The 23556-nt window shown below is 73.3% G+C and carries 22 protein-coding genes; 13 read left to right on the top strand and 9 right to left on the bottom strand.

The window, feature by feature from the left end; all coding sequences use genetic code 11:
• The first annotated feature begins 33 nt into the window (after positions 1-33).
• A complete protein-coding gene (locus tag HHX31_RS07645; protein ID WP_169946453.1) occupies positions 34-1665 on the top strand; it encodes an integrase in 1632 nt (543 codons plus the stop codon).
• A 9-nt stretch (positions 1666-1674) separates the two neighbouring features.
• On the opposite strand, the gene HHX31_RS07640 is transcribed toward HHX31_RS07645, so the two are convergent.
• On the bottom strand, positions 1675-2442 hold the full coding sequence (locus HHX31_RS07640; RefSeq protein WP_169946451.1) for a TSUP family transporter: 768 nt from the start codon (positions 2440-2442) through the stop codon (positions 1675-1677).
• Between the two features lie 48 nt (positions 2443-2490).
• Positions 2491-3375 carry a DUF2268 domain-containing protein gene (locus tag HHX31_RS07635; protein ID WP_169946449.1) on the bottom strand — a complete coding sequence of 295 codons (885 nt, stop codon included), beginning with the start codon at positions 3373-3375 and terminating at the stop codon, positions 2491-2493.
• A 183-nt stretch (positions 3376-3558) separates the two neighbouring features.
• On the opposite strand from HHX31_RS07635, the gene HHX31_RS07630 reads away from it, so the two are divergent.
• Genes HHX31_RS07630 through HHX31_RS07620 form a run of 3 tightly spaced genes read left to right on the top strand, consistent with a single transcriptional unit; the run spans position 3559 to position 7137 of the window.
• On the top strand, positions 3559-5862 hold the full coding sequence (locus HHX31_RS07630; RefSeq protein ID WP_211589495.1) for a xanthine dehydrogenase family protein molybdopterin-binding subunit: 2304 nt from the start codon (positions 3559-3561) through the stop codon (positions 5860-5862).
• On the top strand, positions 5852-6319 hold the full coding sequence (locus HHX31_RS07625; protein WP_169946445.1) for a (2Fe-2S)-binding protein: 468 nt from the start codon (positions 5852-5854) through the stop codon (positions 6317-6319). The genes HHX31_RS07630 and HHX31_RS07625 overlap by 11 nt, the downstream gene beginning before the upstream one ends.
• Positions 6316-7137 (top strand): xanthine dehydrogenase family protein subunit M, encoded by an 822-nt coding sequence (locus HHX31_RS07620; RefSeq protein WP_169946443.1) that lies wholly within the window; start codon positions 6316-6318, stop codon positions 7135-7137. Before HHX31_RS07625 ends, HHX31_RS07620 begins: the two co-directional genes overlap by 4 nt.
• 162 nt (positions 7138-7299) lie before the next feature.
• Here the strand turns inward: HHX31_RS07620 and HHX31_RS07615 are convergent, their stop codons facing one another.
• Positions 7300-8544 (bottom strand): cytochrome P450, encoded by a 1245-nt coding sequence (locus HHX31_RS07615; protein WP_169946441.1) that lies wholly within the window; start codon positions 8542-8544, stop codon positions 7300-7302.
• A gap of 200 nt (positions 8545-8744) precedes the next feature.
• On the opposite strand from HHX31_RS07615, the gene HHX31_RS07610 reads away from it, so the two are divergent.
• From HHX31_RS07610 to HHX31_RS07595, 4 genes are all read left to right on the top strand, one after another.
• Positions 8745-9965, top strand: coding sequence for a cytochrome P450 (locus HHX31_RS07610; protein ID WP_169946438.1), 1221 nt, complete (start codon positions 8745-8747; stop codon positions 9963-9965).
• The gene (locus tag HHX31_RS07605) at positions 9962-10180 is read left to right on the top strand and encodes a ferredoxin (RefSeq protein WP_169946436.1); all 219 of its coding nucleotides are present in this window, start codon (positions 9962-9964) and stop codon (positions 10178-10180) included. Before HHX31_RS07610 ends, HHX31_RS07605 begins: the two co-directional genes overlap by 4 nt.
• A gap of 60 nt (positions 10181-10240) precedes the next feature.
• Positions 10241-10981, top strand: a complete 741-nt coding sequence (locus HHX31_RS07600; RefSeq protein WP_169946434.1) for an SDR family oxidoreductase — start codon at positions 10241-10243, stop codon at positions 10979-10981.
• A 136-nt stretch (positions 10982-11117) separates the two neighbouring features.
• Complete coding sequence (locus HHX31_RS07595) at positions 11118-11897, top strand: SDR family NAD(P)-dependent oxidoreductase (RefSeq protein ID WP_169946432.1); 780 nt, start codon at positions 11118-11120, stop codon at positions 11895-11897.
• Between the two features lie 119 nt (positions 11898-12016).
• Here HHX31_RS07595 and HHX31_RS07590 read toward each other — a convergent pair whose 3' ends face one another.
• Genes HHX31_RS07590 through HHX31_RS07580 form a run of 3 tightly spaced genes read right to left on the bottom strand, consistent with a single transcriptional unit; the run spans position 12017 to position 15118 of the window.
• Complete coding sequence (locus HHX31_RS07590) at positions 12017-12712, bottom strand: ThuA domain-containing protein (protein WP_169946430.1); 696 nt, start codon at positions 12710-12712, stop codon at positions 12017-12019.
• Positions 12700-13764, bottom strand: coding sequence for an amidohydrolase family protein (locus tag HHX31_RS07585; protein ID WP_211589378.1), 1065 nt, complete (start codon positions 13762-13764; stop codon positions 12700-12702). The genes HHX31_RS07590 and HHX31_RS07585 overlap by 13 nt, the downstream gene beginning before the upstream one ends.
• Positions 13757-15118, bottom strand: a complete 1362-nt coding sequence (locus HHX31_RS07580; protein WP_169946427.1) for an amidohydrolase family protein — start codon at positions 15116-15118, stop codon at positions 13757-13759. The genes HHX31_RS07585 and HHX31_RS07580 overlap by 8 nt, the downstream gene beginning before the upstream one ends.
• 121 nt (positions 15119-15239) lie before the next feature.
• Between HHX31_RS07580 and HHX31_RS07575 the strand changes: the two genes are divergently transcribed.
• Complete coding sequence (locus HHX31_RS07575; RefSeq protein WP_311931648.1) at positions 15240-16145, top strand: helix-turn-helix domain-containing protein; 906 nt, start codon at positions 15240-15242, stop codon at positions 16143-16145.
• A 93-nt stretch (positions 16146-16238) separates the two neighbouring features.
• Here the strand turns inward: HHX31_RS07575 and HHX31_RS07570 are convergent, their stop codons facing one another.
• Positions 16239-17003 (bottom strand): SDR family oxidoreductase, encoded by a 765-nt coding sequence (locus HHX31_RS07570; RefSeq protein ID WP_311931647.1) that lies wholly within the window; start codon positions 17001-17003, stop codon positions 16239-16241.
• A gap of 216 nt (positions 17004-17219) precedes the next feature.
• Positions 17220-17972 carry a hypothetical protein gene (locus tag HHX31_RS07565; RefSeq protein ID WP_249345695.1) on the bottom strand — a complete coding sequence of 251 codons (753 nt, stop codon included), beginning with the start codon at positions 17970-17972 and terminating at the stop codon, positions 17220-17222.
• A gap of 106 nt (positions 17973-18078) precedes the next feature.
• Here HHX31_RS07565 and HHX31_RS07560 point away from each other — a divergent pair, with 106 nt between their 5' ends.
• From HHX31_RS07560 to HHX31_RS07550, 3 genes are read left to right on the top strand one after another with little or no spacing between them, the layout of a single operon-like run.
• Positions 18079-19122 (top strand): MoxR family ATPase, encoded by a 1044-nt coding sequence (locus HHX31_RS07560; RefSeq protein ID WP_169946423.1) that lies wholly within the window; start codon positions 18079-18081, stop codon positions 19120-19122.
• Positions 19119-20039 (top strand): DUF58 domain-containing protein, encoded by a 921-nt coding sequence (locus HHX31_RS07555; protein ID WP_169946421.1) that lies wholly within the window; start codon positions 19119-19121, stop codon positions 20037-20039. The genes HHX31_RS07560 and HHX31_RS07555 overlap by 4 nt, the downstream gene beginning before the upstream one ends.
• Positions 20036-20983 (top strand): VWA domain-containing protein, encoded by a 948-nt coding sequence (locus tag HHX31_RS07550; protein ID WP_169946419.1) that lies wholly within the window; start codon positions 20036-20038, stop codon positions 20981-20983. The genes HHX31_RS07555 and HHX31_RS07550 overlap by 4 nt, the downstream gene beginning before the upstream one ends.
• 49 nt (positions 20984-21032) lie before the next feature.
• Here HHX31_RS07550 and HHX31_RS07545 read toward each other — a convergent pair whose 3' ends face one another.
• Positions 21033-22550: a M28 family metallopeptidase gene (locus tag HHX31_RS07545; RefSeq protein WP_169946417.1), complete on the bottom strand. Its 1518-nt coding sequence runs from the start codon at positions 22548-22550 to the stop codon at positions 21033-21035.
• A gap of 380 nt (positions 22551-22930) precedes the next feature.
• On the opposite strand from HHX31_RS07545, the gene HHX31_RS07540 reads away from it, so the two are divergent.
• Complete coding sequence (locus tag HHX31_RS07540; protein WP_169946415.1) at positions 22931-23554, top strand: methyltransferase; 624 nt, start codon at positions 22931-22933, stop codon at positions 23552-23554.
• Positions 23555-23556: the final 2 nt, after the last annotated feature.

The following is a 23556-nucleotide window of genomic DNA, read 5'->3' as shown; positions in this document are numbered from 1 at the left end:
CACTGCCCCTCCACCCCCCGAGGTTGCGTCAGCATGCACGCGATTCCCGCCGGCCGTGACCCCCGGTCCCCCTACTCCCGGCACGTCACCACCCGGCTGCTCGACTTCACCAGCGCCGCCACCCCGTGGGCGCGCCGATTGTGGACCGTCAGCTCCTTCCTCGCCCTGGAGGAGCTGTACGAGGCCGGGGTGTGGGTCGACCGGCGGGTGCTGTCGCAGGCGGCGGTGGACTGGCAGCGCCACGCGCTGGAGCGCCTGCTCGGCGACGATCCCGCCCTGGGCACCGCGGCCTACCGCCGTGAGCTGCGCGACGTGCTGCGCACCACTCTCACCCTGGCCAGCGACGGCCGCCGCAAGCTACGCCACCTCGTCGACATCGGGCGGCCCGGCTATCTGGACCGCTGGTCGTCCTGCGCGGCGGCGCAGGAGCCGCCCCGGGCCGAACGCGTGGCCCGGGCCGTCGCCGCGCACCTGCTCGACAGCGGGCACAGCCTGACGGGTGTGCAGCGCTGGCTCCGGGCCGGCCATCTGAATCTGTCCGCGACGGACCTGATCGCCGAGGCGTCCGCCCTGCTGGCCCGGCCGCCGCGCCAGTGGCGGGTCGTCGTCCCCTTCCGCGCGCTGAGCCGGCACGAGGAACTGGCCGGCTGGCTGCCCAACTGGCTGACGGCCGAGCAGACGCGGCCGCTGATGGCGGGCGCGAGCGCCGGACGGCACCGGGAGGTGGTGGGCGGGCTCACCTACTCGGTCGAGGCCAGGGACGCCGAGCGCGCCGTGGAGATCGTCGCCGACTTCGTCGAACGGCTGCAGGCGCGGGCGCGCTTCACCGCCGCGGGTGCGGTCGTCCCGCTGGGCGAGGCGTACATCGGAGGCGAGGACCGGCCGCTCCCCCTCCTGCTGCCCTCGCGCGGCGCGCAGGTGCTCTCACTCGCCGCCGAGCGGCAGCTGTACGTGGTCGGCCAGGACGTGCAGCGGTTCGGCGAGCAGGCCAGGAGCACGGTCGACGAGGCCCTGGAGATCGCCTCCGGGCTCAACCAGGGGCCGCTCGCGCCCGCCATCGCGGGAGGCTGGGCGGCTCTCGAGTCCCTACTGACCGAGGCCAGGGATCCCGACGAGCGGGAGAAGGTGGTGGCCGCCTCCCGCGCCGCCGCGCTCGTCGCCTGCTCCTGGCCGCGGGCCGAGCTCACCGCGCTCTCCTACCGGATCAGGGAGGTGCCCGGTGACGCTCTCACCGACAAGCTGACGGCCTGCGTGTCCAACCGGGAACGTTCCACACTCGTCGCCGCCGAACTGGAGAGCCGGGACGGGCTCCCCCTGGTGCGGTCGTGGCGGACCGGCAGCGACGTGGCGTCGGTCTTCCGGATGAAGGCGCTGCTCGCCGACCGCCGGCACGTGCTGGGGCGGGTGCGCGGCTACCTGGAGGTGTCGCTGCGGCGGCTTTACCGGTGCCGCAACATCGTGCTCCACGGCGGTTCCACCGGCGGCGTCGCGCTTCCCGCCGCCCTGCGGGTCACGGCGCCGCTGGTGGGCGCCGCGCTCGACCGGATCGCACACTCCCATCTGGTGGCCGGGGTGCCCCCGCTCGCGCTCGCGTCGAGGGCGGAGACCGCGCTGCGCATGGTGGACGACGACCTCGGGCCCGGCCTGTGCGATCTCATCGACTGAGTCGCCGGCTCACCGGCTGAGGAACTGGTCGTACCCGAGCTTGGCGACCAGGGCGGCCACGACGCACAGCAGGACGACCCGGACGAACCCCGAGCCCCGGTTGAGCGCCATCCGCGCGCCGATCTGCGCCCCTGCGATGTTGCAGGCGGCCATGGCCAGGCCGATCGCCCACACCACGTGGCCCTGCACGGCGAAGACGATGAGCGCGCCGAGGTTCGTGCCGGTGTTGACGACCTTCGCCGTGGCGGAGGCCTGGACGAAGTCCATTCCGAGGACGGAGGTGAACGCGATCAGCAGGAAGGTGCCGGTGCCCGGCCCCACGATGCCGTCGTAGTAGGCGATGCCGACGCCCGCCACCGCGATTCCCGCCACCGCCCGCGCCGGCGTGCGCAGGTGAGGGTGGGCCAGCCGGCCGAACCCCGGCCGCAGGGTCACGAACGCCCCCACCCCGAGCAGCACGACCATCACCAGCGGCTTCAGCACGTCCGCGTCGAGCAGGGCGGCCGAGACGGCGCCCAGACCGGCGCAGGCGACCGCCAGGGCCGCGGCGGGTACGGCCACCGCCCGGTCGAGCTTGGTCTTCCTCGCGTAGGTGACGGCGGCCGACCCGGTGCCGAAGATGGCGGCGGACTTGTTCGTCGCCAGCGCCTGGACCGGGGTGAGGCCCGCCAGGAGCAGCACCGGCAGTTGCAGCAGCCCTCCCCCGCCGACGACGGCGTCCACCCATCCGGCGGCCAGGGCCGCGACGAGCAAGAGCACGATCTGTCCGGCACCCATACCGCTTCGTCCCCCTCGTACCGGTTTGAGATGACCCGACGAGCGAGCCTAGCGGGCGTCGCGCAGCCCGGCGCTGGCCAGGACCTCCTGACGGGGCGACGTCGTGCTCTCGGCGGCGGTCAGGCCGGAGGCGGACAGGTGCGCGTCGACGATCCGCAGCCCGACCGGGTACCCCGCGTGGTCGGGCAGGCCCACGGGCGGCTGACCCATCAGCTCCGCCGTGGCGTCCCCGTGCACGTACGCGACGAAGTTGTGCATGCCGGTCAGGTTCAGGGCTCCGGTGATCGTGGCGTACGCCGCGTCGAGCGCGGGCCCGTCCAGGCAGGTGCTCCATGGGCCGAGCCCCTGCGGCCCGTACAGCTCACGGACGAAGGCGTCGGCGAGCCCTTCTGACACGATCTGCTCGCCCAGGGTGACGGTCGCGGGGTCCCACGCGACGTTCGAGTACCGGATGTTGTGGTTGAGCTCATGGACGGCGCACTGCCCGAGGCGGCCGAGGTTGTCCTCCGTCGGCCAGACGAGGAGGTAGACCAGGCCGCTGCCGCTCATCCCGATGTAGCCGTGGTTGCGCCGCACCAGGTGCTCCGCGTCCGGGTCGCCGAGGACGATGTAGACCTGCAGCGTCTCGGGGCTCCGGATGCCGGGCACGGCCTCGCGCTGGTGCTTCCACGCACGGGTGAGCGCGTCGCGGACCTGCTCCCACACGCCCGCCTCGCGCATCCGCCGCACCGCGGGCAGGTAGCGCTCGTCGTCCCTGTCGACGCGGAAACCGGACCCCTTGTGGTGCATGCCGACCACGTCGTCGACGGGCATCCAGGGCACCGCGTCCCACATGGGACGGAGCATGCCGGTGAGCGCGGCGGGCCGTTCCGCGAGGGGGGCGGCCAGCAGGTCGGCCATCGCGGTGGCCGTGTCGTGAACGATGATCTCCATGCCGCCGACGCTAGAAGCTCACGCTACGTGAGACTCAAGGGGAATTCCCCGGCGACCCCATGTCACGCGTCCACCGCGATCGGCCGGCCAAGGGTCTTGCCGGAGAAGCGACAGAAGCGACAATATAAGTCGCTATACGTCTAACGACGTGTGGTCTGGCGCCAACGGAGGTGGCCTGTGACGATGATCGGCTCGGCGGTACCGCGCAAGGAGGACGCCGCACTGCTGACCGGGCGCGGCACGTTCGTGGACGACATCCATCGTCCGGGGCTGCTCCATATGGTCTACGTGCACAGCACCGAGGCCCACGCGCTCGTCACCGGGATCGACACCGAGGAGGCCAGGTCCCTGCCGGGCGTGCTCGGCGTCTGGACCGCGCGGGACTTCGCCGACCTGCCGCCCCGCCCGTCCGTCCCGGGCCTGGAACGCGGCTACCTGGCCGGCGACAAGGTGCACTACGTCGGCGAGCCGGTGGCCGTGGTGGTCGCCGCCGACCGGTACACCGCCGCGGACGCCGCGCGGGCCGTCCGGGTGGCCTACGAGCCGCTGCCGGTGATGGCCACGGTGGCCGACGCGCTCGCGCCGGGCGCCGTGCCCATCTTCGCGCCGCTGCCCGGCAACCTCGCCCTGGAGCAGCAGGTGACGCCGGACGACGTGACGGCCGATCTCGCGGCCGCCCCGCACCGCCTGCGCGCCCGGCTGGTCAACCAGCGCTGCGCGGGCACGCCGATCGAGCCGTACGGGGTGCTCGCCGACTGGACCGGGGCGGGACCGACCGTGTGGGCCACGGTCCAGGCGCCGCACCGGGTCCGCGCGGAGATCGCCGAGCGGTTCGGGCTCGCCAGGCACCTGGTCCGCGTGATCGCGCCCGACGTCGGCGGCGCCTTCGGGGTGAAGTCCTCGTTCATGCCCGAGCTCTTCCTCGCGCCCGAACTGTCCCGCCGGCTCGGCCGGCCGGTCAAGTACGTCGAGACCCGCGGCGAGCACATGGTGCACACCTACCACGGCCGCGACCAGATCCAGGACGTCGAGGTGGGGTTCGACGCCGAGGGCCGGATCCTCGCCATGGACGTGACGATCACCGTCAACATCGGCGGCGTGCCGGACCCGGTGGGCATCGGGCTCGCCACGCTGACCTCGTACATGCTGGGCGGGTGCTACCGGATCCCCAAGATCGCCGCGCGCTACCGCAGCGTCGTTACGAACACGACGCCTACCGCGTCCTACCGGGGAGCGGGACGGCCGGAGGCGAGCTTCCTCATCGAGCGGGTGGTCGACCTCGTCGCCCGCGAGCTCGGCGAGGACCCCGCCGACGTGCGGAAGGTCAACCTGATCCAGCCTGAGGAGATGCCGTACCAGACCCCGTTCGAGGGGATCGTCTACGACGAGGCCGACTACCCGGCCGCGCTGGACCTGCTGCTGGGCGAGCTGGACTACGCCGCCCTCCGCGCGGAGCAGGCCCGCAGGCTGGCCGACCCGGCCGCCCCGCTGCTCGGCGTCGGGCTGTCCACGTTCGTGGAGATGGGCGGCTTCGGGCCGACGCCGCTGTTCGAGCAGTTCGGCTACCTCGGCGGCTGGGAGTCGGCGAACGTCCGGATGCAGCCGGACGGCTCGGTGATCGTCCTGGTCGGCACCGCCCCGCACGGGCAGGGCCACCAGACCGCCCTGGCCCAGATCGTCGCCGACCAGCTGAACGTGCCCTTCGACGCCATCAGCGTGCTGTACGGCGACACCGCGGTCGTGCAGGAGGGCACCGGCACCATGGGCAGCCGCGGCATGCCGGTCGCGGGCAACGCCGTACGGCAGGCCGCGGTGGAGGTGGCCGCCAAGGCGAGGACCATCGCCGCGCACATGCTGGAGGCCGAAGCCGACGACGTGGTGCCGGTGGGCGACGGGTTCCAGATCAAGGGCGTGCCCGAGGCGACGGTCACCATGGCCGAGGTGGCCGTGCGCGCCTTCAAGCCGCACCTGCTGCCCGAGGGGACCGCGCTCGGCCTGGAGCACACCGCCTACTACGAGCCGAAGAACCTCAGCTACCCGAGCGGCGCGCACGGGTGCGTGGTGGAGATCGACAGGGACACCGGGCGGGTGACGGTCCTGCGCTACGTCTGCGTGGACGACTGCGGCACCGTCATCAACCCGCTGACGGCGCGCGGGCAGATCCACGGCGGCGTCGCCCAGGGCATCGCGCAGGCGCTGTACGAGAAGGTCGCGTTCGACCCCGGCGGCCGGCCGCTCGCCGCCTCGCTGGAGGACTACATGGTGCCGGGCCCGCTCGACCTGCCCTCGTACGAGACCCATCACATCGAGACGAAGTCCAGCTTCAACCCGCTCGGCGCCAAGGGGCTCGGCGAGGCGGGGGCGACGGCCGCGCCGCAGGCCGTGGTGAACGCCGTGGTGGACGCGCTGGCCCACCTCGGCGTACGCGACGTGGAGATGCCCTGCACGCCGGAACGAGTCTGGAAGGTCATGCACGATGCGCGTTGAGATCACCGTCAACGGACAGCCGCACACCCGGGAGGTGGAGCCCCGGCTGCTGCTCGTCCACTTCCTGCGCGACACGCTGTCCCTGACCGGGACCCACATCGGCTGCGACACCTCCAGTTGCGGAGCCTGCACGGTGCTGCTCGACGGCGTGGCCGTCAAGTCCTGCACCGTCCTGGCCGCGCAGGCCGACGGCCGCGCGGTCACCACGATCGAGGGGCTGGCCGGGGAGGACGGGCTGTCACCGGTGCAGGAGGGCTTCCGGCAGTGTCACGGCCTGCAGTGCGGGTTCTGCACGCCGGGCATGGTCATGGCCGCCACCGCGCTGCTCGCCGAACGGCCCGACCCGACGGAGCAGGAGATACGCAATGGGCTGAAGGGCAACATGTGCCGGTGCACCGGCTATCAGATGATCGTCGAGTCGGTCCGGTGGGCGGCCGCGAACGGAGGCGCGCGATGATCCCGGCCGGCTTCTCCTACGTGCGCGCGGGCTCCGTCGAGGAGGCGCTCGACGAGCTGTCCCGGCACGGCGACGCCGCCAGGCTGCTGGCGGGCGGCCACTCGCTGCTGCCCGCGATGAAGCTGCGGCGGGCCGAGCCCGGCGTACTGATCGACATCGGCAGGCTCGGCGAGCTGTCGTACGTGCGGGCGGACGGCGACCGGATCGCGGTCGGCGCGCTCACCACCCACCGGATCCTGGAGCGCGACCCGGTGGTGGCGGAGGGGGCGCCGCTGCTGGCCGCCGCCGCGCGCCGGATCGGCGACCAGCAGGTGCGCAACCGCGGCACGATCGGCGGCTCGCTGGCGCACGCCGACCCCGCGGCCGACCTGGCCGCAGCGGTGCTGGCGCTGGACGGCGTGCTGGTGGCGCGCGGCCCGTCTGGTGTGCGGGAGATCCCGGCCCGCGAGTTCTTCACCGGCCGGCACAGGAACGCGCTGGCGGCCGGCGAACTGCTCACCGAGATCCGGCTGCCGGCCGCGGCCGGCCTGTCGCAGGCGTTCGAGAAGTTCAGCCGCCGCGCCCTGGACTGGGCCGTGGTCGGGGTCGCCGCCCAGGCGCGCCCCGGAGGCGGCACCGCGATCGCGCTGATCGGCATGGGGCCGACGCCGGTGCGGGCGACGGCGGTGGAGGAGGCCCTGGCGGCCGGCGTCCCCGCCGCCGAGGCGGCGCGGCTCGCCGCGCGGGGCTGCGAACCGCCGGACAACGCGGTCGCGAGCGCCGCCTACCGCGCCCACCTCGCCGAGGTCCTGGTGGCCCGCGCCCTGGCGGCCCTGTAGCCGCCCGGGCCACCGCGCCCGGGTTCCGGGGGACGTCGGGGGCCCGGCCGTGACATCGCGGCCGGGCCCTCGCGTTCGCCCTGCTCCTCCGCCGGATCCGCCGTGGCCGCGTCCCTCGCGCGCGCCGCGGCGAGGAGTCGCCCGGTCACCCGGTGGGCGGCCTCATCCGAACACCACCGGATAGGACGCGAAGTGGTCCCGCGAGGAGTTCGGGTCCCGCCGCGGCGGCCGCTGCGGGTCGGACCTCGCGCCGGCGGCGAGCAGCGCCGACAGCATGAGCGTGACGGTGCCGAGCACCCGCTCGTGCTCCTGCTCCGCACCGTCCGCCGCCGCACCGTCCGCCACCGGGCCGTCCACCACCGCACTGTCCACCTCGGGGACGCCGCCGGCGAGCTCGGTGCCGATGCAGGCGTGCATGCCCCCGCCGAAGGCGTGGCCCCACCTGGGGACGCCGGCCGGGACCTCGCGCAGCGGGTCGAACTCGTCCGGCCGCTCGAACACCCGCGGGTCGCGGTTGGCCGCCGCGATGTCCAGCACGACGACCGCGCCCTCGGGGATCTCGGTGCCGCCGCGCAGCACGGCCGGGGCGAGCGCCCGGCGCCGCGCGACGGGGCTGGCCGGGTGCAGGCGCAGGGTCTCGTGCACGCAGCGCTGGAGCAGGACCGGGTCGTCGAGCGCCTTCCCCGCCGCGGCCGGGTCGCGGCGGAGCCAGGCGAAGAACTCGTCGGCCGAGTGCGTGAACGCGTCGGCGGTGCTGTGCGAGCCCGCCTGCAGGTAGAAGGCGCATTCGCGGAGCAGGATCTCGTGGTCGACGCCGAGCTCGTCCTGGTGGCGCAGCAGTCCAGTGAGCACGTCGCGGGGCAGGTCCTGCTCGCTCAGCTCGCCCGCCGCGTGCCGGTCCAGCAGCTCGCGGCGGCGGGCCATGGAGGGCCGCAGGAACGTCGCGTCGAACTCCTCGAGCGCCGCACGTACCTCGGCCCGTACGGTCTCCGGGTCGCGGGTGGTGTGCACCAGGGTGGCGCCCTCGGAGAACTTCTTCGCGTAGCGGTAGAGCGCGTCCGCCTCGTCCGCGCCGCCGGTGGGCCGGTCGACGCCCGCGACCAGCGCGGTCAGACTCATGATCGTGCGGTAGCCGAGCTCGACCAGGTCCGCGCGGCCTTCCGCTGCGAACGGCGCCAGCGTGTCCCGTACGACGTCGCGCAGGAACTCGCGCTCCCAGTGCCGGAACGTGCCGCGGCGGAACAGCCGGTTCTCCACCCTGCGGCGTACGCGGTGGTCCTCACCGTGCAGCACCAGAAGGCAGTCGGCCATCACGACCCCGCCCTCGTCGTAGAGCGCCTGTTTCAGGTCGCGCAGCCGGAAGGCCTCCCGTACGTCGGCGTAGCCGTCAAGGGTGATCGTCGTCATCGCCACGCGCTCCCTGAGCTCACGAGGTTAGAACGCTAACGACGCTATCAGCGGACACTGGTTCGAGAAAAGATCCTGGTGGCGCTAATGCCTGCCCCGCTCGTCGTTAGGGTCTTGACTCCGCTTAGCGCGTCACGAGACCCTCAGTGGCGACCGGGTGTCCCCCGACCCGGTCGGCGCCAACGGAGGAGCGAGTCGACATGACAGCCGTCGCCGAAGAGACCACCATCGTCCTCACCACTTTCGCCGACGCCAAGGACGCCTATCGCAGCAAGGACCTGCGCCAGTCCCTCTACGACGAGGGCGAGGTCGTGATGGCCGACGTTCTGGTGAACCTGCACGGCGAAGAGCACAGGTCCCGGCGCCGGGTGGAGAACCGGATGTTCCGGCGCGAGGTCTTCGAGCGCTACGAACGCGAGCTGTTCCCCGGGGTGATCGAGCAGACCCTGGCCCCGTACCAGGCGGAGGGCCGCGTCGACCTGGTGCACCTCGGACACGAGCTGATGCTCAACCTCGCCGCGCTGACCGCGGGCGTCGACCGCCCGGAGGGCACCGCCGAGGAGAGCCGGCGGCTCTACGCCTACATGATGAGGTTCATCGAGGGCGCCACGCTCGCGCACTCCACGAAGGCCAAGGCGGCGCAGCGGCGCGTGATCGCGCAGGCGCTGGAGGACTGGGACGCGGAGTTCCTGGCCCCCTCCATCGCCCGCCGCACCGAACTGCTGGAGCGGGAGGCCGCCGGTGAGGACGCCGACGTCCCCAGCGACGTGCTCACCACCCTGCTGCGCCACACCGGCGAGCTGCGGCTGCCGCCCGAGGTGATCCGCAGGGAGGTCGCGTTCTTCCTGCTGGCCGGCGCCCACACCAGCGCCACGGCGTTCGTCCGCTCGGTCGACCACATCCTGGGCTGGATCGAGGCGCACCCGGAGGACACCGGGCTCGCCGCCACCGACCCGCTGTTCGTCCAGCGCTGCGTGCACGAGACCGTGCGCCTCAACCCGTCGAGCCCGATCGGCCGGCGGCGCGCCCTGGCGCCGGTCTCGCTGCGCTCGGGCGTCGAGATCCCCGAGGGCGCGACCGTGGTGATCGACCTGCAGGCTGTCAACCGCGACCCTGAGGTCTTCGGCCCGGACGCCGCCGAGTTCGACCCGCACCGCACGCTCCCCGCGAACGTCGCTCCCTTCGGGTTGAGCTTCGCCGCCGGAATGCACGTGTGCATCGGCCAGGACCTGGCCGCCGGAGTCGTGCAGCGGGTCGGCGCGGATCCGGACGAGCACCTGTTCGGCCTGGTCACCGGCGTGGTCCAGCGGATGTTCGCGGCGCGGGTGCGCCGCGACCCCGACAACCCGCCGCAGCGCGACGCCAACACCCAGCGGCCCTACTGGGGCTCCTACCCGGTCCTGTTCGGAGGGGACGAGTGACGTATCGGATCGAGTTGCAGCGGGACCTGTGCATCAGCTCCGGCAGGTGCGTGGCCGAGTCGCCGGAGGTGTTCCGGTTCGACGATGACGAGATCGTCGAACTGGTCCCCGGCGGGCCGCGGCCGGCCGACGAGCAGATCTTCGCCATCGCCCGCGACTGCCCCTCCGGCGCCGTCCGCGTCTTCGACGGAGACGAGGAGATCGATGTCCACTGAGCGGGCCGTGGCGGCGGAGCGTTCTGGCGGGCGCCCCGCCATGAGGCCGGGGCCGTAGCCGTGGACCTCGGGATCCGGGGGCGCCGCGCGGCCGTGGCGGCGGCCACCGCAGGGCTGGGGTACGCCAGCGCGGCCGCGCTGGCCGCGGAGGGCGCGCAGGTCGTGATCTGCGGCTCCGACGAAGGCCGGGCCCGCGCCGCGGCCGGGCGGCTCGGGCCCGGCGTGCGCTGGCTGCGCGCCGACGTCGCGGAGCCGGACGGCGCCGCCGGCTTCGTGGAGGACGCGGCGGCGCTGCTGGGCGGCCTCGACATCCTGGTGGTGAACGGGCCCGGCCCGCCGCCCGGCACGATCGCGCGGACGCCGCCCGAGGCGTATCAGCCGGCGCTCGAACGCAGCCTGCTCGCCGTCGTCCGGATGTCCCTGGCGGCGCTGCCCTTCATGCGGGAGCACGGCTGGGGCCGGATCGTGGCGATCACCTCGCTCGGCGTGCGGCAGCCGTACCCCAACCTCGCGCTGTCTAACACCGCCCGCGCGGGGGCCACGGGCTTCCTGCGGACGCTGGCCCGCGAGGTGGCCGCGGAGGGCATCACGGTGAACTCCGTGCAGCCCGGACTGCACCGCACGGAACGCGTCGCACAGGTGTACGGCGACAGCCCGCCGCTGGGCGACGTCCCCGCGGGGCGGCTGGGCGAGCCGGCCGATCTGGGCGCGGTCGTCGCGTTCCTGTGCTCGGCGCAGGCCGGGTACCTCACCGGAGCGGCGGTGCCCGTCGACGGCGGGGCGTACCAGGCGCTCCTGTGAGCGTGTGTCGTGCCGGTTGCCCCGTGTGAACAGCTCGTGAAAGGACGCGCCATGAAGGTCCGCGATCCTTAGCGTAGTTATAGTTATGACGACGCTCTGGCAGCTGGCGGGGCAGGCCGACAAGGGGAGAGACGCAATGACGAAATGGGCCGTGGTGACCGGGGCGGCGCACGGCATCGGAGCCGTCATCGCCGAGTACGCGGTGAAAGAGGGCTACCGGGTCGCCGCGTGGGACATCGACGGCCACGCCGTCGAGCAGACGGCCCGCGCCATCGGGGAGGCGTGCCTGGGCGCGGCCGTCGACGTCTCAGACGAGGAGTCGGTGCGCGCCGCGGCGGCGCGGCTGCCCGAACCTCCGCGCCTGGTGGTGAACAACGCCGGCATCGTGCGGTTCGGCCCGCTGCTCGACCTCCCGGTGGACGAGTGGGAGGCCGCGCTGCGGGTCAACCTGACGGGTACGTTCATCGTCGGCAGGACGCTCGCGAAGACGATGGCGGAGGCCGGCGGGGGCGCGATCGTCAACCTGGCCTCGATCAACGGCCTCGCTGCGGCCCCGAACGCGGGCGCCTACTCGGCCAGCAAGGCCGGCGTCGTCCGGCTGACCGAGCACATGGCGATGGAGTGGGCCAGGCACGGCATCCGGGTCAACTGCGTGGCTCCCGGGCTGATCCACGCGGGCATGTCGGACGCCATCTACGCCGATGCCGAGGTGCGGCGGGTGCGCGAGGGCGCGGTGCCGCTGGCGCGGCTCGGCTCGGCCGAGGACGTCGCCGCCGCGGTGCTCTTCCTCGGCTCGGAGAAGTCCGCCTATGTCAGCGGCCAGACGCTCGCGGTCGACGGCGGCCTGATCAAGAGCACGCTGGCCTCGCTGCCGCGCCCCGCGTCTGTCGACTCCGTCGGCTTCGCCGAGTCCTGAGCGGATCGGGCCTGACCGGATCGGGCCTGACCGGATGGGGGCCTGACCGGATGGGGGCCTGACCGGATCGGGGTGCGTCGCGGCGAGGGGCGGCGCACCGTCGTCCGCACCCGCGCGGGTCAGCCGCGCGTGGTCCAGCGGACCGCCCGGCGCAGGATCTCGTGGTGCTCCGGCACCTCGTACGACGGCGGGTGGTGGCCGAGCGCGTCGTAGACGACCCGGCCGCCGCCGTGCTCGCGGGCCCACAGCAGAGGCTGCACGCTGCCGGTGTCCGGCCCCGCGGGCTGCCGGGCCGTCAGCAGCGGGACGATCCCCGGCGCCAGGTCCAGATCCCCGTACACCTCGTCGACGACGGTGAAGGGATCGAGGCCGTCCACCAGTTCGTGCCCGCCGCCCGGCCGCACCTCGACCGCCGGGCCGATCGGCGGGTGGTGCGAGCGGCCCCACACCCAGGCCCCGCCGAGCGTCCGCCCCCACTCCGGCCAGTCGTCGAAGCAGATGCTCGCCGTGTGCAGGCCGAGCACTCCGCCGCCCGCATCCAGGTGGGCCGCCAGCGCGGCCCTGGCGCCCGGGGACGGGCTCGCGCCCTCAGCTCCGGCGAGCATCCGGTAGCGGGCGGGGGTGCCCGGCCCGGTCATCGTCCAGCGCAGCGCGTTCACCACCAGCAGCGCCGCACCCGGCAGAGCGCGCAGGGCCGCGTCGACATCGGTGTGGACCTCGGCGGACAGGCCCTGCCCGGACAGCAGGTCCACCAGACAGGCCGTGGTGGCGGGGAAGTCGTGGGTGAGCCCGCCCGACAGCACTACGGCACGCACCGGACCTCCCCGGCGGCAGGGCCGGGCAGGCGCAGGAGCCTGCGGGCGTTGGCCGAGAGGATCTCCGGGTCGATCCCCTGGCTCTCGTGGGCGCCAGAGTCCCAGCCGGCGAAGTTGGTGCCGTAGACCAGCCGCTCGGTGCCCGCGTGCTCGGCGAGCAGCCTCAGCGACAGCTCGTCGTGCACGTGGGTGTCGAACCACAGGCGGCGGTAGTAGTGCGCGAACCCGTTCTCCCGCAGCCTCGCACCGGCCCAGGGGCGCCGGTCCACCGCCTGGGCGAACCGCCCCGCGACGAACGCGGCCGCGCCGCCCCCGTGCGAGACGCACACGTCCAGGCCGGGGTGCCGGTCGAGCACGCCACCGAAGATCAGCGCGGCCACGGCGAGCGTCTCGTCGCGAGCGAACCCGAAGAGCAGGTCGAGGTCGAAGCGCCGGAGCCTGGGGTCCGCCGGCGGCCCGTCCGGGCCGAGCGGCGACGGGTGGACGAACAGCGGCACGTCCAGGTCGACGAGCGCCTCGTAGAGCGGGTCGAGCTCCGGGTCGTCCAGGGTGCGCCCGGCGGGGTCGGTGCCGACGTACACGGCCGCCAGTCCCAGTTCGCGTACGGCACGCCGGGCCTCGGCGATCGACGCGGCGACGTCCTGCACCGGCAGCTGGGCGGCGCCGAGCAGCCGCGCCGGGTGCTTCGCCACCGTCTCGGCCAGCGCGTCATTGTGCGCACGCGCGAAGGCCACCGCCGGGCCGGTGTCCAGCCGGTCGAAGTAGGTGAGCGGGTTGGGCGACAGCACCTGCACGTCGATGCCCGCCGCGTCCATGGCCGCGACACGGACGTCCACGTCCATGAAGGGGCCGCCCGCGTAGCGCACGCCGTGCAGGACGTAGTCGCCGACGCGGTAGAAGGGCGTGCCGTCGGCCGAGACGCCGAGCTCCGGCCCCGCGGCGCCCGCCGCCCCGAGGCTGACCTCCAGCACGGCGTGCGCGTGCACGTCGATCACCGGCGCGCGCGGGCCGGCCGACGGGCCGGTCCCGGCGGCGGGGCGAGGGTCAGACACGGGCCAGCTTCTCCAGTTGCTCCTCGGTCAGGGCGAGCCCGCGGGTGAGGGGACAGGACGCGAGGAACCGGACCTGGTCGGTGGAGCGCATCCGGCGTTCGGGGATCGGGGTGGTGATGTCGATCCGCCGCCCGCCCTTGATCACCTCGGCGATCCTCGTGCGGTCCTGCAGGATCGTGACGTCCTTCAGCGGGTCGCCGTCGACGACGAGGATGTCGGCGAGCCTGCCCGTCTCCAGCGTGCCTACCTCGCCCTCCATGCGCAGCGCGAAGGCGCCGTTGCGGGTGGCGGCGACGATCGCCTCCATCGGCGTCATGCCCATGTATTGGACGAACATCTCCAGCTCGCGGGCGTGCCACTCACCGACGGGGGTGACCGCGAAGCCGGTCTCCGAGCCGGTGAGGAACGGCACGCCTGCGGCGTGCGCCTTGGCCATCTGCGCGGCGGTGACCTCGATCTCGGCGCGGAACACGTCGAGCAGCTCGGGCGCGCTGCCGATCTTGCCACCGTAGTCGGCGAGGTTGCCGAGGAGCGTGAACGTCGGGCACAGCGCGCTGCCGGACTCGACGACGGCGTCGAGCGCCTCGTCGTCCATGTACGAGGCGTGGTAGATCAGGTCGACGCCCGCCCTGGCCGCGTCGCGGGTGCTCGACGAGTTGCGGCAGTGCGCGACGACCTTGGTGTTCAGCTCGTGGGCGGTGTCGCAGACGGCGCGGAGCTCGTCGAGGCTCCAGACCTGGACCTCCGGACCCTTCATGGACGGGATGAGACCGGTGACCATGATCTTGATCCAGTCGACGCCGTACTTGATCTGGCGCCGTACCTCCTTGACCATCATGTCGCGGTTGTGCACGACGGTCGCGTATCCGGTGGTGCCCTCGTCGGCGATCATCCGGCCGGCCGTGCCGCCGAGCATGGTCATCAGGGCCTGTCCCCCGGCGCGCATCCGGGGGCCCTCCACGATGCCGGTGTCGATCGCGTCGCGCAGTTCGACCCCGATGGACCACAGGCAGTCGGCGTCGAGCACACCGGTCACCCCGGCCCGCAGCACCTTGCGCGCGTGGTAGGCCGACAGCATCGAGCTGTAGCCCTGCGTCCTGTGGTGGAAGAGCTCGTCGTTGCCGGTCGGCTCGCCGAAGCTGAGGTGGGTGTGGGCGTCGATCAGCCCCGGCATGACCGTGCGCCCGCTCGCGTCGATCCGCTCGTCCACTCCGGCCGCCTCGGCTTCGGCGAGCGCCTCCGCGCCCAGCGCGGCGATCCGGTCGCCCCGCACGAGCACCGCCTCGCCGGCTCGTGGCGCGGCGCCGGTCCCGTCGATGACGGTGCCTCCGGTGATCAGGATGCTGTCGCCCATCGGCCCTCCTCGTCAAGCGCTATGCGTGTGAAGGTTAACGACTATTGCTCGCCCTGACTAGACTGGCCCCGGCCGGGACGGGAATTCGTCCCGGACCTCCAGGAGGTGCGACGATGACAACGTGTCTCAACAGAGGGTGATCGAAGAGCTCCAGCGCCTCGGCATGTCGGGCTACGAGGCGAAGGCGTACGTCGCGCTCGTGGCGGCCGGCGCCCCGCTCAACGGCTACGAGGTGGCGAAGCGCTCCGGGGTGCCGCGCAGCACGGTCTACGAGACGCTGGGCAAGCTCGTGGGCCGGGGCGCCGCCTACGAGGTGCGGCTCGGCGAAGGGGGCACGGGCTACATCTCGCTGCCCCCGATGTCGCTCCTCGACCGGATGCGACGCGAGTTCGACCAGTCGATCGGCGCGCTGCGCGAGTCGCTGCCCGAGGTGGCCTCGCCCACCCAGGTGCGGCTGATCCACAACCTCACCGACCGGTCGTCGCTGCTCACCCGGGCCGAGGACGTGGTCGCCGCGGCGCGCAGAGACCTCTTCCTGTCCGGCTGGCCGGCGGAGATCGAGCCGCTCAAGCCGCTGGCCCGCAGGGCCGAGGCCGACGGCGTCGACGTCTCGGCCGTCGTCTTCGGCGACGACCCCGACCCCGTGGGCCGCACCACCAGGCACCGGTTCTCCAGCCCCACGGTGGCACTGGAGAACCTGGGCTGCCGGCTGCTGGTCGTGGTGGCCGACCGGGAGCAGGCCGTCATCGGCGGCGTGGTCAACGACGACGCCTGGGGCGTCTACACCGACGACCCCGCCGTGGTCCTGGTCGCGGTCGAGTACGTGCGCCACGACATCGCGATGCACCTGATCGCGGAGAAGTTCGCCGCGGAGGACTTCGAGTCCTTCTGGACGTCGGATCCGGCTCTGCTGCGCCTGCGCGCCGACCACGGCGCACCCGCGACCCTGCTCAGGAGGGGAGCAGGCGCGGCCCCCTCCCCCTCCCCCGGCGCCGGGCGGCGGCGGGGGACCGGCACGCCTCGCTGACGCGAGTCAGGGCGCCCATCTGAGCGGCGGGCGCGCACTCCCGCGCGACCTCCGCCGCCGCCCCGCGCCCGGGTTCGCGTGCGAGGCGCCCGATCAGGCGTTGGTGACGCCGAGGCCGAGGCCGCCGTCGATGGTGAGCACGGCGCCCGTCGCCCACTCCGCCGCGATCAGGTATTCGACGGCCTCGGCGACCTCGTCCACGGTGCCCGCGCGGCCCAGCGCGTGGGCCGGGCCGAGCGAGCGCATGCGTTGCGCGGCGGCGGCGTCGTCCATGAGACCCGCCCGCTGGTTGATCTCGGTCAGCACTCCGCCCGGGCGGACGCAGCCGACCCGCACCCCCTGCGGCCCCAGCTCCGCCGCCAGGACCCCGGTCAGCGTCTCGAGCGCGCCCTTGGTCGCGGCGTACGGGGAGGCGCCGGGGAAGGCGCGCTGGGTGTGCACCGAGCCGAAGAAGACCACGACGCCGGAGCGCTCCCGCAGGTGCGGCAGGGCCTTCCCGGTCAGCATCATGGGGCCGATCGTGTTGGAGGCGAACACGTCGTACAACGCCTGCTCGTCGAGCGTCTCCAGCGGGCCGCGATACATGTTGCCCGCGGCGTGCACCACCGCCTCAAGCCCGCCGCCGTGCTCCACGGCCCGGGCGACCATCCGCTCGCGGTCCGCGGCGATGGTGACGTCCGCGACGACACCGCACGCGCCGGCGCCCGCCCGCCGGGCGACCTCCTCGACCTTGACCGCGCGCCGGCCGGCCAGCGTCACCCTCGCCCCGGCCTTGACCAGCCGGTAGACCACCGCCTCACCGATCCCGGATCCGCCGCCGGTGACGAGTACCGGCATCCCTTCGAGCGAACGCCCCACGGAAGCCTCCTGATCTTTCCTGATGGACGGGATGCTAACGACGACTACATGGGGGCAGGAACCCTTCGCCACGGCTTTGTTAGAAGTTAAATTTCTAGCCACTAGCGAACCGGCCGTCGGACCACCCCGCCGAGATACTGGGCGGGTGACCGCGCGGCGGCTCCACCGCTCGCGATCACCGCCGTCCTCGGCCTGCGCGACTCCGCCTGATCGGCGTCAGATCGGGCCCCGGCCGCCGAAGAGGTCGTCGGGCCAGGGGCTTCCGCTGTCCTCGCCGCCGCCGGACGGTCCCGGCGTGGGCAACTGCGGCTCGGGCGAGGTGGGCTCCGGCGGCGGGGTCGGCACGAACTGCGTGTTCGGCAGCGGGCGGGGCGGCTCCTGCTCGTCCTCCCCGCGGAACAGCAGCATCCAGACGACGAGCAGCAGCATGAGCACAAGCGTGGCCAGCAGCGTCGAGGCCAGCACGACCGACCGCTTGGTCGCCGTCGGCGGCGGAGGCGGCGGGGGCGGGCCGGGCAGCGCGGGGGTGCGGTCGCCCAGCCAGTGGTGCACGAAGTCGGGGCCGTGCCGCCGCCCCGTCAGCGTGCCGGACACCGGCACCGGGTCGAGGAACCGCTCGGCCCCCGGGCCGTTCGCCAGATAGGGCACGGCCACCCAGGGCGCGGGCCCGTCCTGCATCGCCAGGACGGGAGGCATGTCCGCGGGCAGCCGGCCGCGCACCCGGTCGACCAGCGAGGCGCCCCACCCGCGTACGCCCGCCCTGACCTGCGCGTCCCTGATCGCGGTGACGAACCGGTCCCTGGCGGCGGCGTCGAGGGCGGCGCCGTTCGACAGGACGGCCACCGACACCACCCGGCCGTCGGGGGCCTGCCCCAGGTAGACGAGCCCGGCCGGGGCCGTGCGCAGACGTGCCTGCAGTGCGAACGGCCCCACGTGGGGCGGGTCGCCGTACTGCAGCGGAGTGACCATCCTCCACATGAAAACACACGGGCGCGGCAGGGGGTGTGGCGCGCGCCGGGACGGGCAAATGGGAGAGAAATGGATTCTCCAGCCGAGTCACGATTGAATAACAGGCATGACCGTTGCCCATGAACGCAGTGACCCCGAGCCCGGCGAGGGCGTGACGGAGCAGGAGGAGGGCGAGGCCCGGCTGGACGCCCTGCGGGAGGCGCTGGCCGAGGTCCGGCGAGTGATCGTCGGACAGGAGCACATGGTCGAGCGGCTGCTGGTGGCGCTGCTCGCCCGGGGACACTGCCTGCTCGAAGGCGTCCCGGGAGTCGCCAAGACGCTGGCCGCCTCGACGCTGGCCACCGTCGTGGGCGGGACGTTCGCCCGCATCCAGTTCACTCCCGACCTGGTGCCGAGCGACATCGTCGGCACCCGCGTCTACCACCCGAGCACCGAGAAGTTCGACGTCGAGCTCGGGCCGGTGTTCGCCAACTTCCTGCTGGCCGACGAGATCAACCGCGCTCCGGCGAAGGTGCAGTCGGCCCTGCTCGAGGTGATGGCCGAGCGGCAGGTGACGCTCGCGGGGCGCACCCACCCGCTGCCCCGGCCGTTCGTCGTGCTGGCAACGCAGAACCCGATCGAGTCGGAGGGCGTCTACCCGCTGCCCGAGGTGCAGCGCGACCGGTTCCTGTTCAAGGTGCGCGTGTCGCACCCGAGCGCGCACGAGGAGCTGGAGATCCTGCAGCGGATGAGCGTGCGCCCGCCCGTGCCCAGGCCGGTGCTCGACCCCGCCACGCTGGTGCGGCTGCAGGACATGGCCGAGGAGGTGTCGGTCCACCAGCTCGTGGCCGACTACGTCGTACGGCTCGTCATGGCGACGCGCACCCCCGAGGACTACGGCCTGGCCGACCTGCGGGACACGATCGAGATCGGGGTCAGCCCCCGGGCGACGCTGGGCCTGATCTCCGCCGGGCGGGCCCTGGCCCTGCTGCGCGGGCGCGACTACCTGCTGCCCGACGACATCCGCGACGTGGCGGTGGACGTCATGTCGCACCGGCTCATGCTGACCTTCGACGCGCTGGCCGACGAGGTGGACCCCGACGACGTCGTACGCATGGTCCTGCAGGCGGTGCCGCCGCCGCTCGTCGTGTGGAACCAGGGCATGCGGTGAGCCCGGCCAACCCCGACCAGGCACTGCGGCGGCTGGAGCTGACGGTGGTGCGGCGGCTGGACGGCCTGCTGCAGGGCCGCCACCAGGGACTGATTCCCGGGCCGGGAGGCGAGCACGGCGACAGCCGCGTCTACGTGCCGGGCGAGGACGACGTGCGCCGCATGGACTGGGCGGTGACCGCGCGCACGACGGTCCCGCACGTGCGCGACCTGATCGCCGACCGGGAGTTGGAGACGTGGGTGCTCGCCGACCTGTCGGCCAGCATGGAGTTCGGCACGGCGAGCATGTCCAAGCGCGACCTCGTCGTCAGCGCCGTCGGGGCGATCGGGATCCTCGCGAGCCGGGTCGGCGACCGGTTCGGCGCCTACATCCTGTACGGCGGCGACGTGCACCGCTATCCGGCCAAGTCCGGCCGGTCCCGGCTGTACGCTCTGCTGCACTCGCTGCTGAGCGCGCCGCCCGCGCAGGGCGCGGTGGACCTCGGGGAGGCTCTGGAGATGATGGCGCCCGCGCACCGCAAACGCGGGCTGCGGGTCGTCGTCTCCGATTTCCTCGACCCGCCGGACTCCTGGGAGCCGCCGCTGCGCCGCCTGGCCGCGCGGCACCAGGTGCTAGCCGTGGAGATCATCGATCCCCGCGAGCTGGAGCTGCCCGACGTCGGTTTCGTCACCCTCGCCGACCCGGAGACCGGGCGGTCGCGCGGGGTCCGGCTGTCGCACACGCTCAGGGCGCGGTACGCCGAGGCGGCGGCCGAGCAGCGCGGGGCGACCCGGGCGGCGCTGCGCCGGGCCGGGGCGGCCCACCTCGTGCTGCGCACCGACCGCGACTGGGTGTTCGACATCGCCGAGTTCGTGCTGCGGCAGCGGCGGACCTCCCATCTGCTGCGCCGGGCCGCCGGCGGGAAGGCGGGCGCATGACGTTCCTGTCCCCCGGATGGCTGTGGCTGTTCGTCCTGGTCGCCGCGATGGTCGCGGCGTACGTCGCGGCGCAGTTCGCGCGCCGGCGCTACACCGTGCGCTTCACGAACCTCGCGCTGCTGTCGCTGGTCGCGCCCGAGCGGCCCACCTGGCGGCGGCACGTGCCCGCCGTGCTGTTCCTCGTCATGATGAGCCTGCTGGTCCTCGGCGCGGCCAGGCCCGCGGGCGCGGTGAAGGTGCCCCGCGACCGCGCCACCATCATGGTCGCGGTGGACGTGTCGCTGTCGATGGAGTCGGCCGACGTCGCCCCCACCCGGCTCGTCGCGGCCAAGCAGGCCGCCCAGCAGTTCGTCGACGACCTGCCCGAGCGGTTCAACGTCGGGGTCGTGGCCTTCGCCAGGTCGGCCGCCGTCGTCATCTCCCCCACCACCGACCACGCCGCCGTGAACACCGCGATCTCCAGCCTGACCACCCGGCCGGGCACCGCGATCGGCGAGGCCGTGTTCGACTCGCTCGACTCGATCAGGTCGTTCGACCAGCGGGCGGTCACCGACCCGCCCCCGTCGGCGATCGTGCTGCTGTCGGACGGCGACAACACCTCGGGCCGGTCGGTCAACGAGGCCATCGAGGAGTCGGTCGGCGCCAAGGTGCCGGTGTCCACGATCGCGTACGGCACGCCGGAGGGCACGGTCACCATCGACAACCGGTCGGTGCAGGTCCCGGTCAACAAGGCCACGCTGAGGTCGCTGTCGGAGGGCACCGGGGGCCGGGCGTACACCGCGGAGTCGGGCAGCGAACTGCGCGACGTGTACGCGCAGATCGGCACCTCGCTCGGATACAAGGTCGTGCACCAGGAGATCACCCAGCGGTTCCTCGTCGCCGCGATCATCGCGGGCCTGCTGGCGGCCGCCGCCGCGATCCTCCTCGGCGCCCGCATCCCCTGAGCCGCGAGGGCCGTGCCCGTCCCCTGCGGGGACGGGCACGGCCCGGCGTCTAGCGAGTGATCCGCACGTCGTCGACCCCGGCCTCGACCAGGCTGGCGGTCGACTCGTCCCCGGCTTCGACCACCAGGCGAACGGTCTGCCCGGCGAAGGCGGAGATGTCGGCGGTGGCCGTGCTCCACGCGCCGTCGCGGTTGGACGCGGCGCCGAGTTGCTGGACCACCGTGGCGGTGGTGCCGCCGACGATCCGCACGCGGAAGAAGTCGGCGCTGGTGGCGTTGCTGCCGTGGGCGAGGTACCACGACAGCGACAGGCTCAGCGAACCGGTGGGCAGGGTGATCGGCGGCGACTGGATGGAGGTCGTCCCGCCGTCGACGTCGTAGTCGCCGGCGGAGGAGCCGGCGAGCCTGCCGGTGACCAGGTCGTTGGTGCCGCTGACGGTGGTGCCGAGCTGCTTGGTGCCGCTGGACGACGTCGCCTGGGGGTCGCCGCGCTCCCACGTGCCGATGGTCGCCGTGCCGGGGACGACGGTCCAGCCCTTGTCGCTCTCGAAGTCGTCCGACCAGACCACGGTGGGCGGGGTCGCGGTGGCAAGGGTCCACACGGCGTACGCGATCGCGTCGGCGTTGCGGTCGAGCGCGGTGTCGTTGACGTTGCTCGTCGTGTCGCAGGACCGGTGGTAGCAGGAGTCGAAGGCCTGGCCCGCCGTGCCTCCCCACAGGGACGCCTGCGCGCTGGTCTTGACGCCCTCCGCGCCGGTGAAGGTGCCGCCCGCCGGGATGCCGCGCGAGATGAACGGCCCGTAGTCGGAGCGCCCGTCGAAGTCGGTGCCGCGGGTGGGCACGCCGATCGAGGTGAAGTAGTCCTGCAGGACCCGCTCCAGCTGGGCCGAGCCCGTGGGGCCGGGGCCCGAGCCGACGCCGTCGGAGTTGTCGCCGTCGTAGACGAAGTAGCCCGGGTTCGGCGAGCCGACCATGTCGAAGTTCAGGTATCCCTTGATCTTCGACCGTTCCGTGGTGGACAGGTTGGTGACGTAGTACGACGAGCCGCGCAGGCCGAGCTCCTCCGCGCCCCACCAGGCGAACCGCAGGTGCTTGGAGGGGGCCAGCCCCTGCCGGGACACCTCCAGGGCGGTCTCCAGGATGGCGGCGCTGCCGGATCCGTTGTCGTTGATGCCGGGCCCGGCGGTCACGCTGTCGAGGTGGGCGCCGACCATGAGGACGTCGTCGGTGTTGCCGCCCGGCCAGTCCGCGATCACGTTGTAGCCCGTGGCGCCGTTGTAGCTGAACGACTGGAGGGTCGTGGTGAATCCGGCCGCGTCGAGTTTGCCCTTGACGTAGTTGGCCGAGGCCAGGTAGCCGGGACGGCCGTGTGCCCGGTTGCCGCCGTTGGCGGTGGCGATGCTCTGCAGCTGGGACAGGTGGGCCTTGACGTTCGCCAGTGAGATGTTCGGCGCGGCGAGCGCCGAGACACCGGAGGGTGATGCCGCCGCGCCGGAGGCGTGCGCCGGCGCGGCGGGCAACAGGCCGGCCGCCAGGATGGCGGCCAGGGCGAGCAGACGTGGTCTCATGCCGGTCCTCGGGGTGAGAGGGGAATGGGCGGGCCGGAGGCGCCGGGGGTGGGGCGTCGCCGGCCGGGACGGAGGCCAGGGGGTGCGGCAGGGGGGTGCGGCAGGGGCCGCGCGTGTGCCAGTGCCGGGTGGCGCCTCCGTCGGAATCGGGGAGCGATTTTTGAATCGCTACCTTTGCGGAAGTTAACCCGTTCTGACAGTTTCGCCTAGACCCGATCTTGCGGACGCGCGCACGGACGCGGCGAAGGCGCCGGAAGGCCGCCCCGGCTCCCCGGGATCACCGCGTCCACGGCCGCCTCGTGAAGAGGCGTCCCGCGCCGGAGCGCCCGCGGAACCGGGCGCGGAGATCAGGAGTCCGCGTCGTTGGTACGTTTGGGCACGTGGCCCATTACTTCGAGGAGAGTCCCCAGGCGGCGAGCCGGCCGGGCTCGGTCACCCTGGTCCTCCCCGACCTGCACCTGAGGCTGGAGACCGACCGGGGGGTGTTCTCCCCAGAACGGATCGACGCGGGGACCCGCGTGCTGCTGGAGACCGTCCCGCCGCCTCCGGCCGAGGGCGACCTCCTCGACCTCGGCTGCGGCTACGGGCCCGTCGCGCTGACGATGGCGTCGCGGGCGCCCGGCGCGACGGTCTGGGCCGTCGACGTGAACCGGCGCTCGGTGGAGCTGTGCGAGCGGAACGCCAGGAGCGCCGGCCTTGACAAAGTAAGGTCGGTGCACGCCGACGAGATGCCGGACGACGTCCGGTTCCGGGCCATCTGGTCGAACCCCGCCATCCGGATCGGCAAGGCCGCGCTCCACGAGATGCTCACGCGGTGGCTCGACCGGCTCAGCCCGGACGGCAGCGCCTATCTGGTCGTGCAGAAGCACCTCGGCTCAGACTCCCTGCAGCGCTGGCTGAACGACCGGGGCTGGCCCACCTCACGGCTGGCCTCCCGGTCGGCCTACCGTGTCCTGCGGGTCGACGCCCGCCCCGCCGCCGGCATCGAGACCCAGGAGCGATGAGC

Source organism: Microbispora sp. H11081 (assembly GCF_012999535.1).
GTDB lineage: Bacteria > Actinomycetota > Actinomycetes > Streptosporangiales > Streptosporangiaceae > Microbispora.
This window is presented reverse-complemented; position numbering and strand designations above follow the sequence as displayed.

Coding starts and splice junctions, on each gene's coding strand:
- HHX31_RS07645 (WP_169946453.1), top strand. CDS start 34: ATGCACGCGATTCCCGCCGGCCGTGACCCCCGGTCCCCCTACTCCCGG.
- HHX31_RS07640 (WP_169946451.1), bottom strand. CDS start 2,442: ATGGGTGCCGGACAGATCGTGCTCTTGCTCGTCGCGGCCCTGGCCGCC.
- HHX31_RS07635 (WP_169946449.1), bottom strand. CDS start 3,375: ATGGAGATCATCGTTCACGACACGGCCACCGCGATGGCCGACCTGCTG.
- HHX31_RS07630 (WP_211589495.1), top strand. CDS start 3,559: ATGATCGGCTCGGCGGTACCGCGCAAGGAGGACGCCGCACTGCTGACC.
- HHX31_RS07625 (WP_169946445.1), top strand. CDS start 5,852: ATGCGCGTTGAGATCACCGTCAACGGACAGCCGCACACCCGGGAGGTG.
- HHX31_RS07620 (WP_169946443.1), top strand. CDS start 6,316: ATGATCCCGGCCGGCTTCTCCTACGTGCGCGCGGGCTCCGTCGAGGAG.
- HHX31_RS07615 (WP_169946441.1), bottom strand. CDS start 8,544: ATGACGACGATCACCCTTGACGGCTACGCCGACGTACGGGAGGCCTTC.
- HHX31_RS07610 (WP_169946438.1), top strand. CDS start 8,745: ATGACAGCCGTCGCCGAAGAGACCACCATCGTCCTCACCACTTTCGCC.
- HHX31_RS07595 (WP_169946432.1), top strand. CDS start 11,118: ATGACGAAATGGGCCGTGGTGACCGGGGCGGCGCACGGCATCGGAGCC.
- HHX31_RS07580 (WP_169946427.1), bottom strand. CDS start 15,118: ATGGGCGACAGCATCCTGATCACCGGAGGCACCGTCATCGACGGGACC.
- HHX31_RS07565 (WP_249345695.1), bottom strand. CDS start 17,972: ATGGTCACTCCGCTGCAGTACGGCGACCCGCCCCACGTGGGGCCGTTC.
- HHX31_RS07560 (WP_169946423.1), top strand. CDS start 18,079: ATGACCGTTGCCCATGAACGCAGTGACCCCGAGCCCGGCGAGGGCGTG.
- HHX31_RS07550 (WP_169946419.1), top strand. CDS start 20,036: ATGACGTTCCTGTCCCCCGGATGGCTGTGGCTGTTCGTCCTGGTCGCC.
- HHX31_RS07545 (WP_169946417.1), bottom strand. CDS start 22,550: ATGAGACCACGTCTGCTCGCCCTGGCCGCCATCCTGGCGGCCGGCCTG.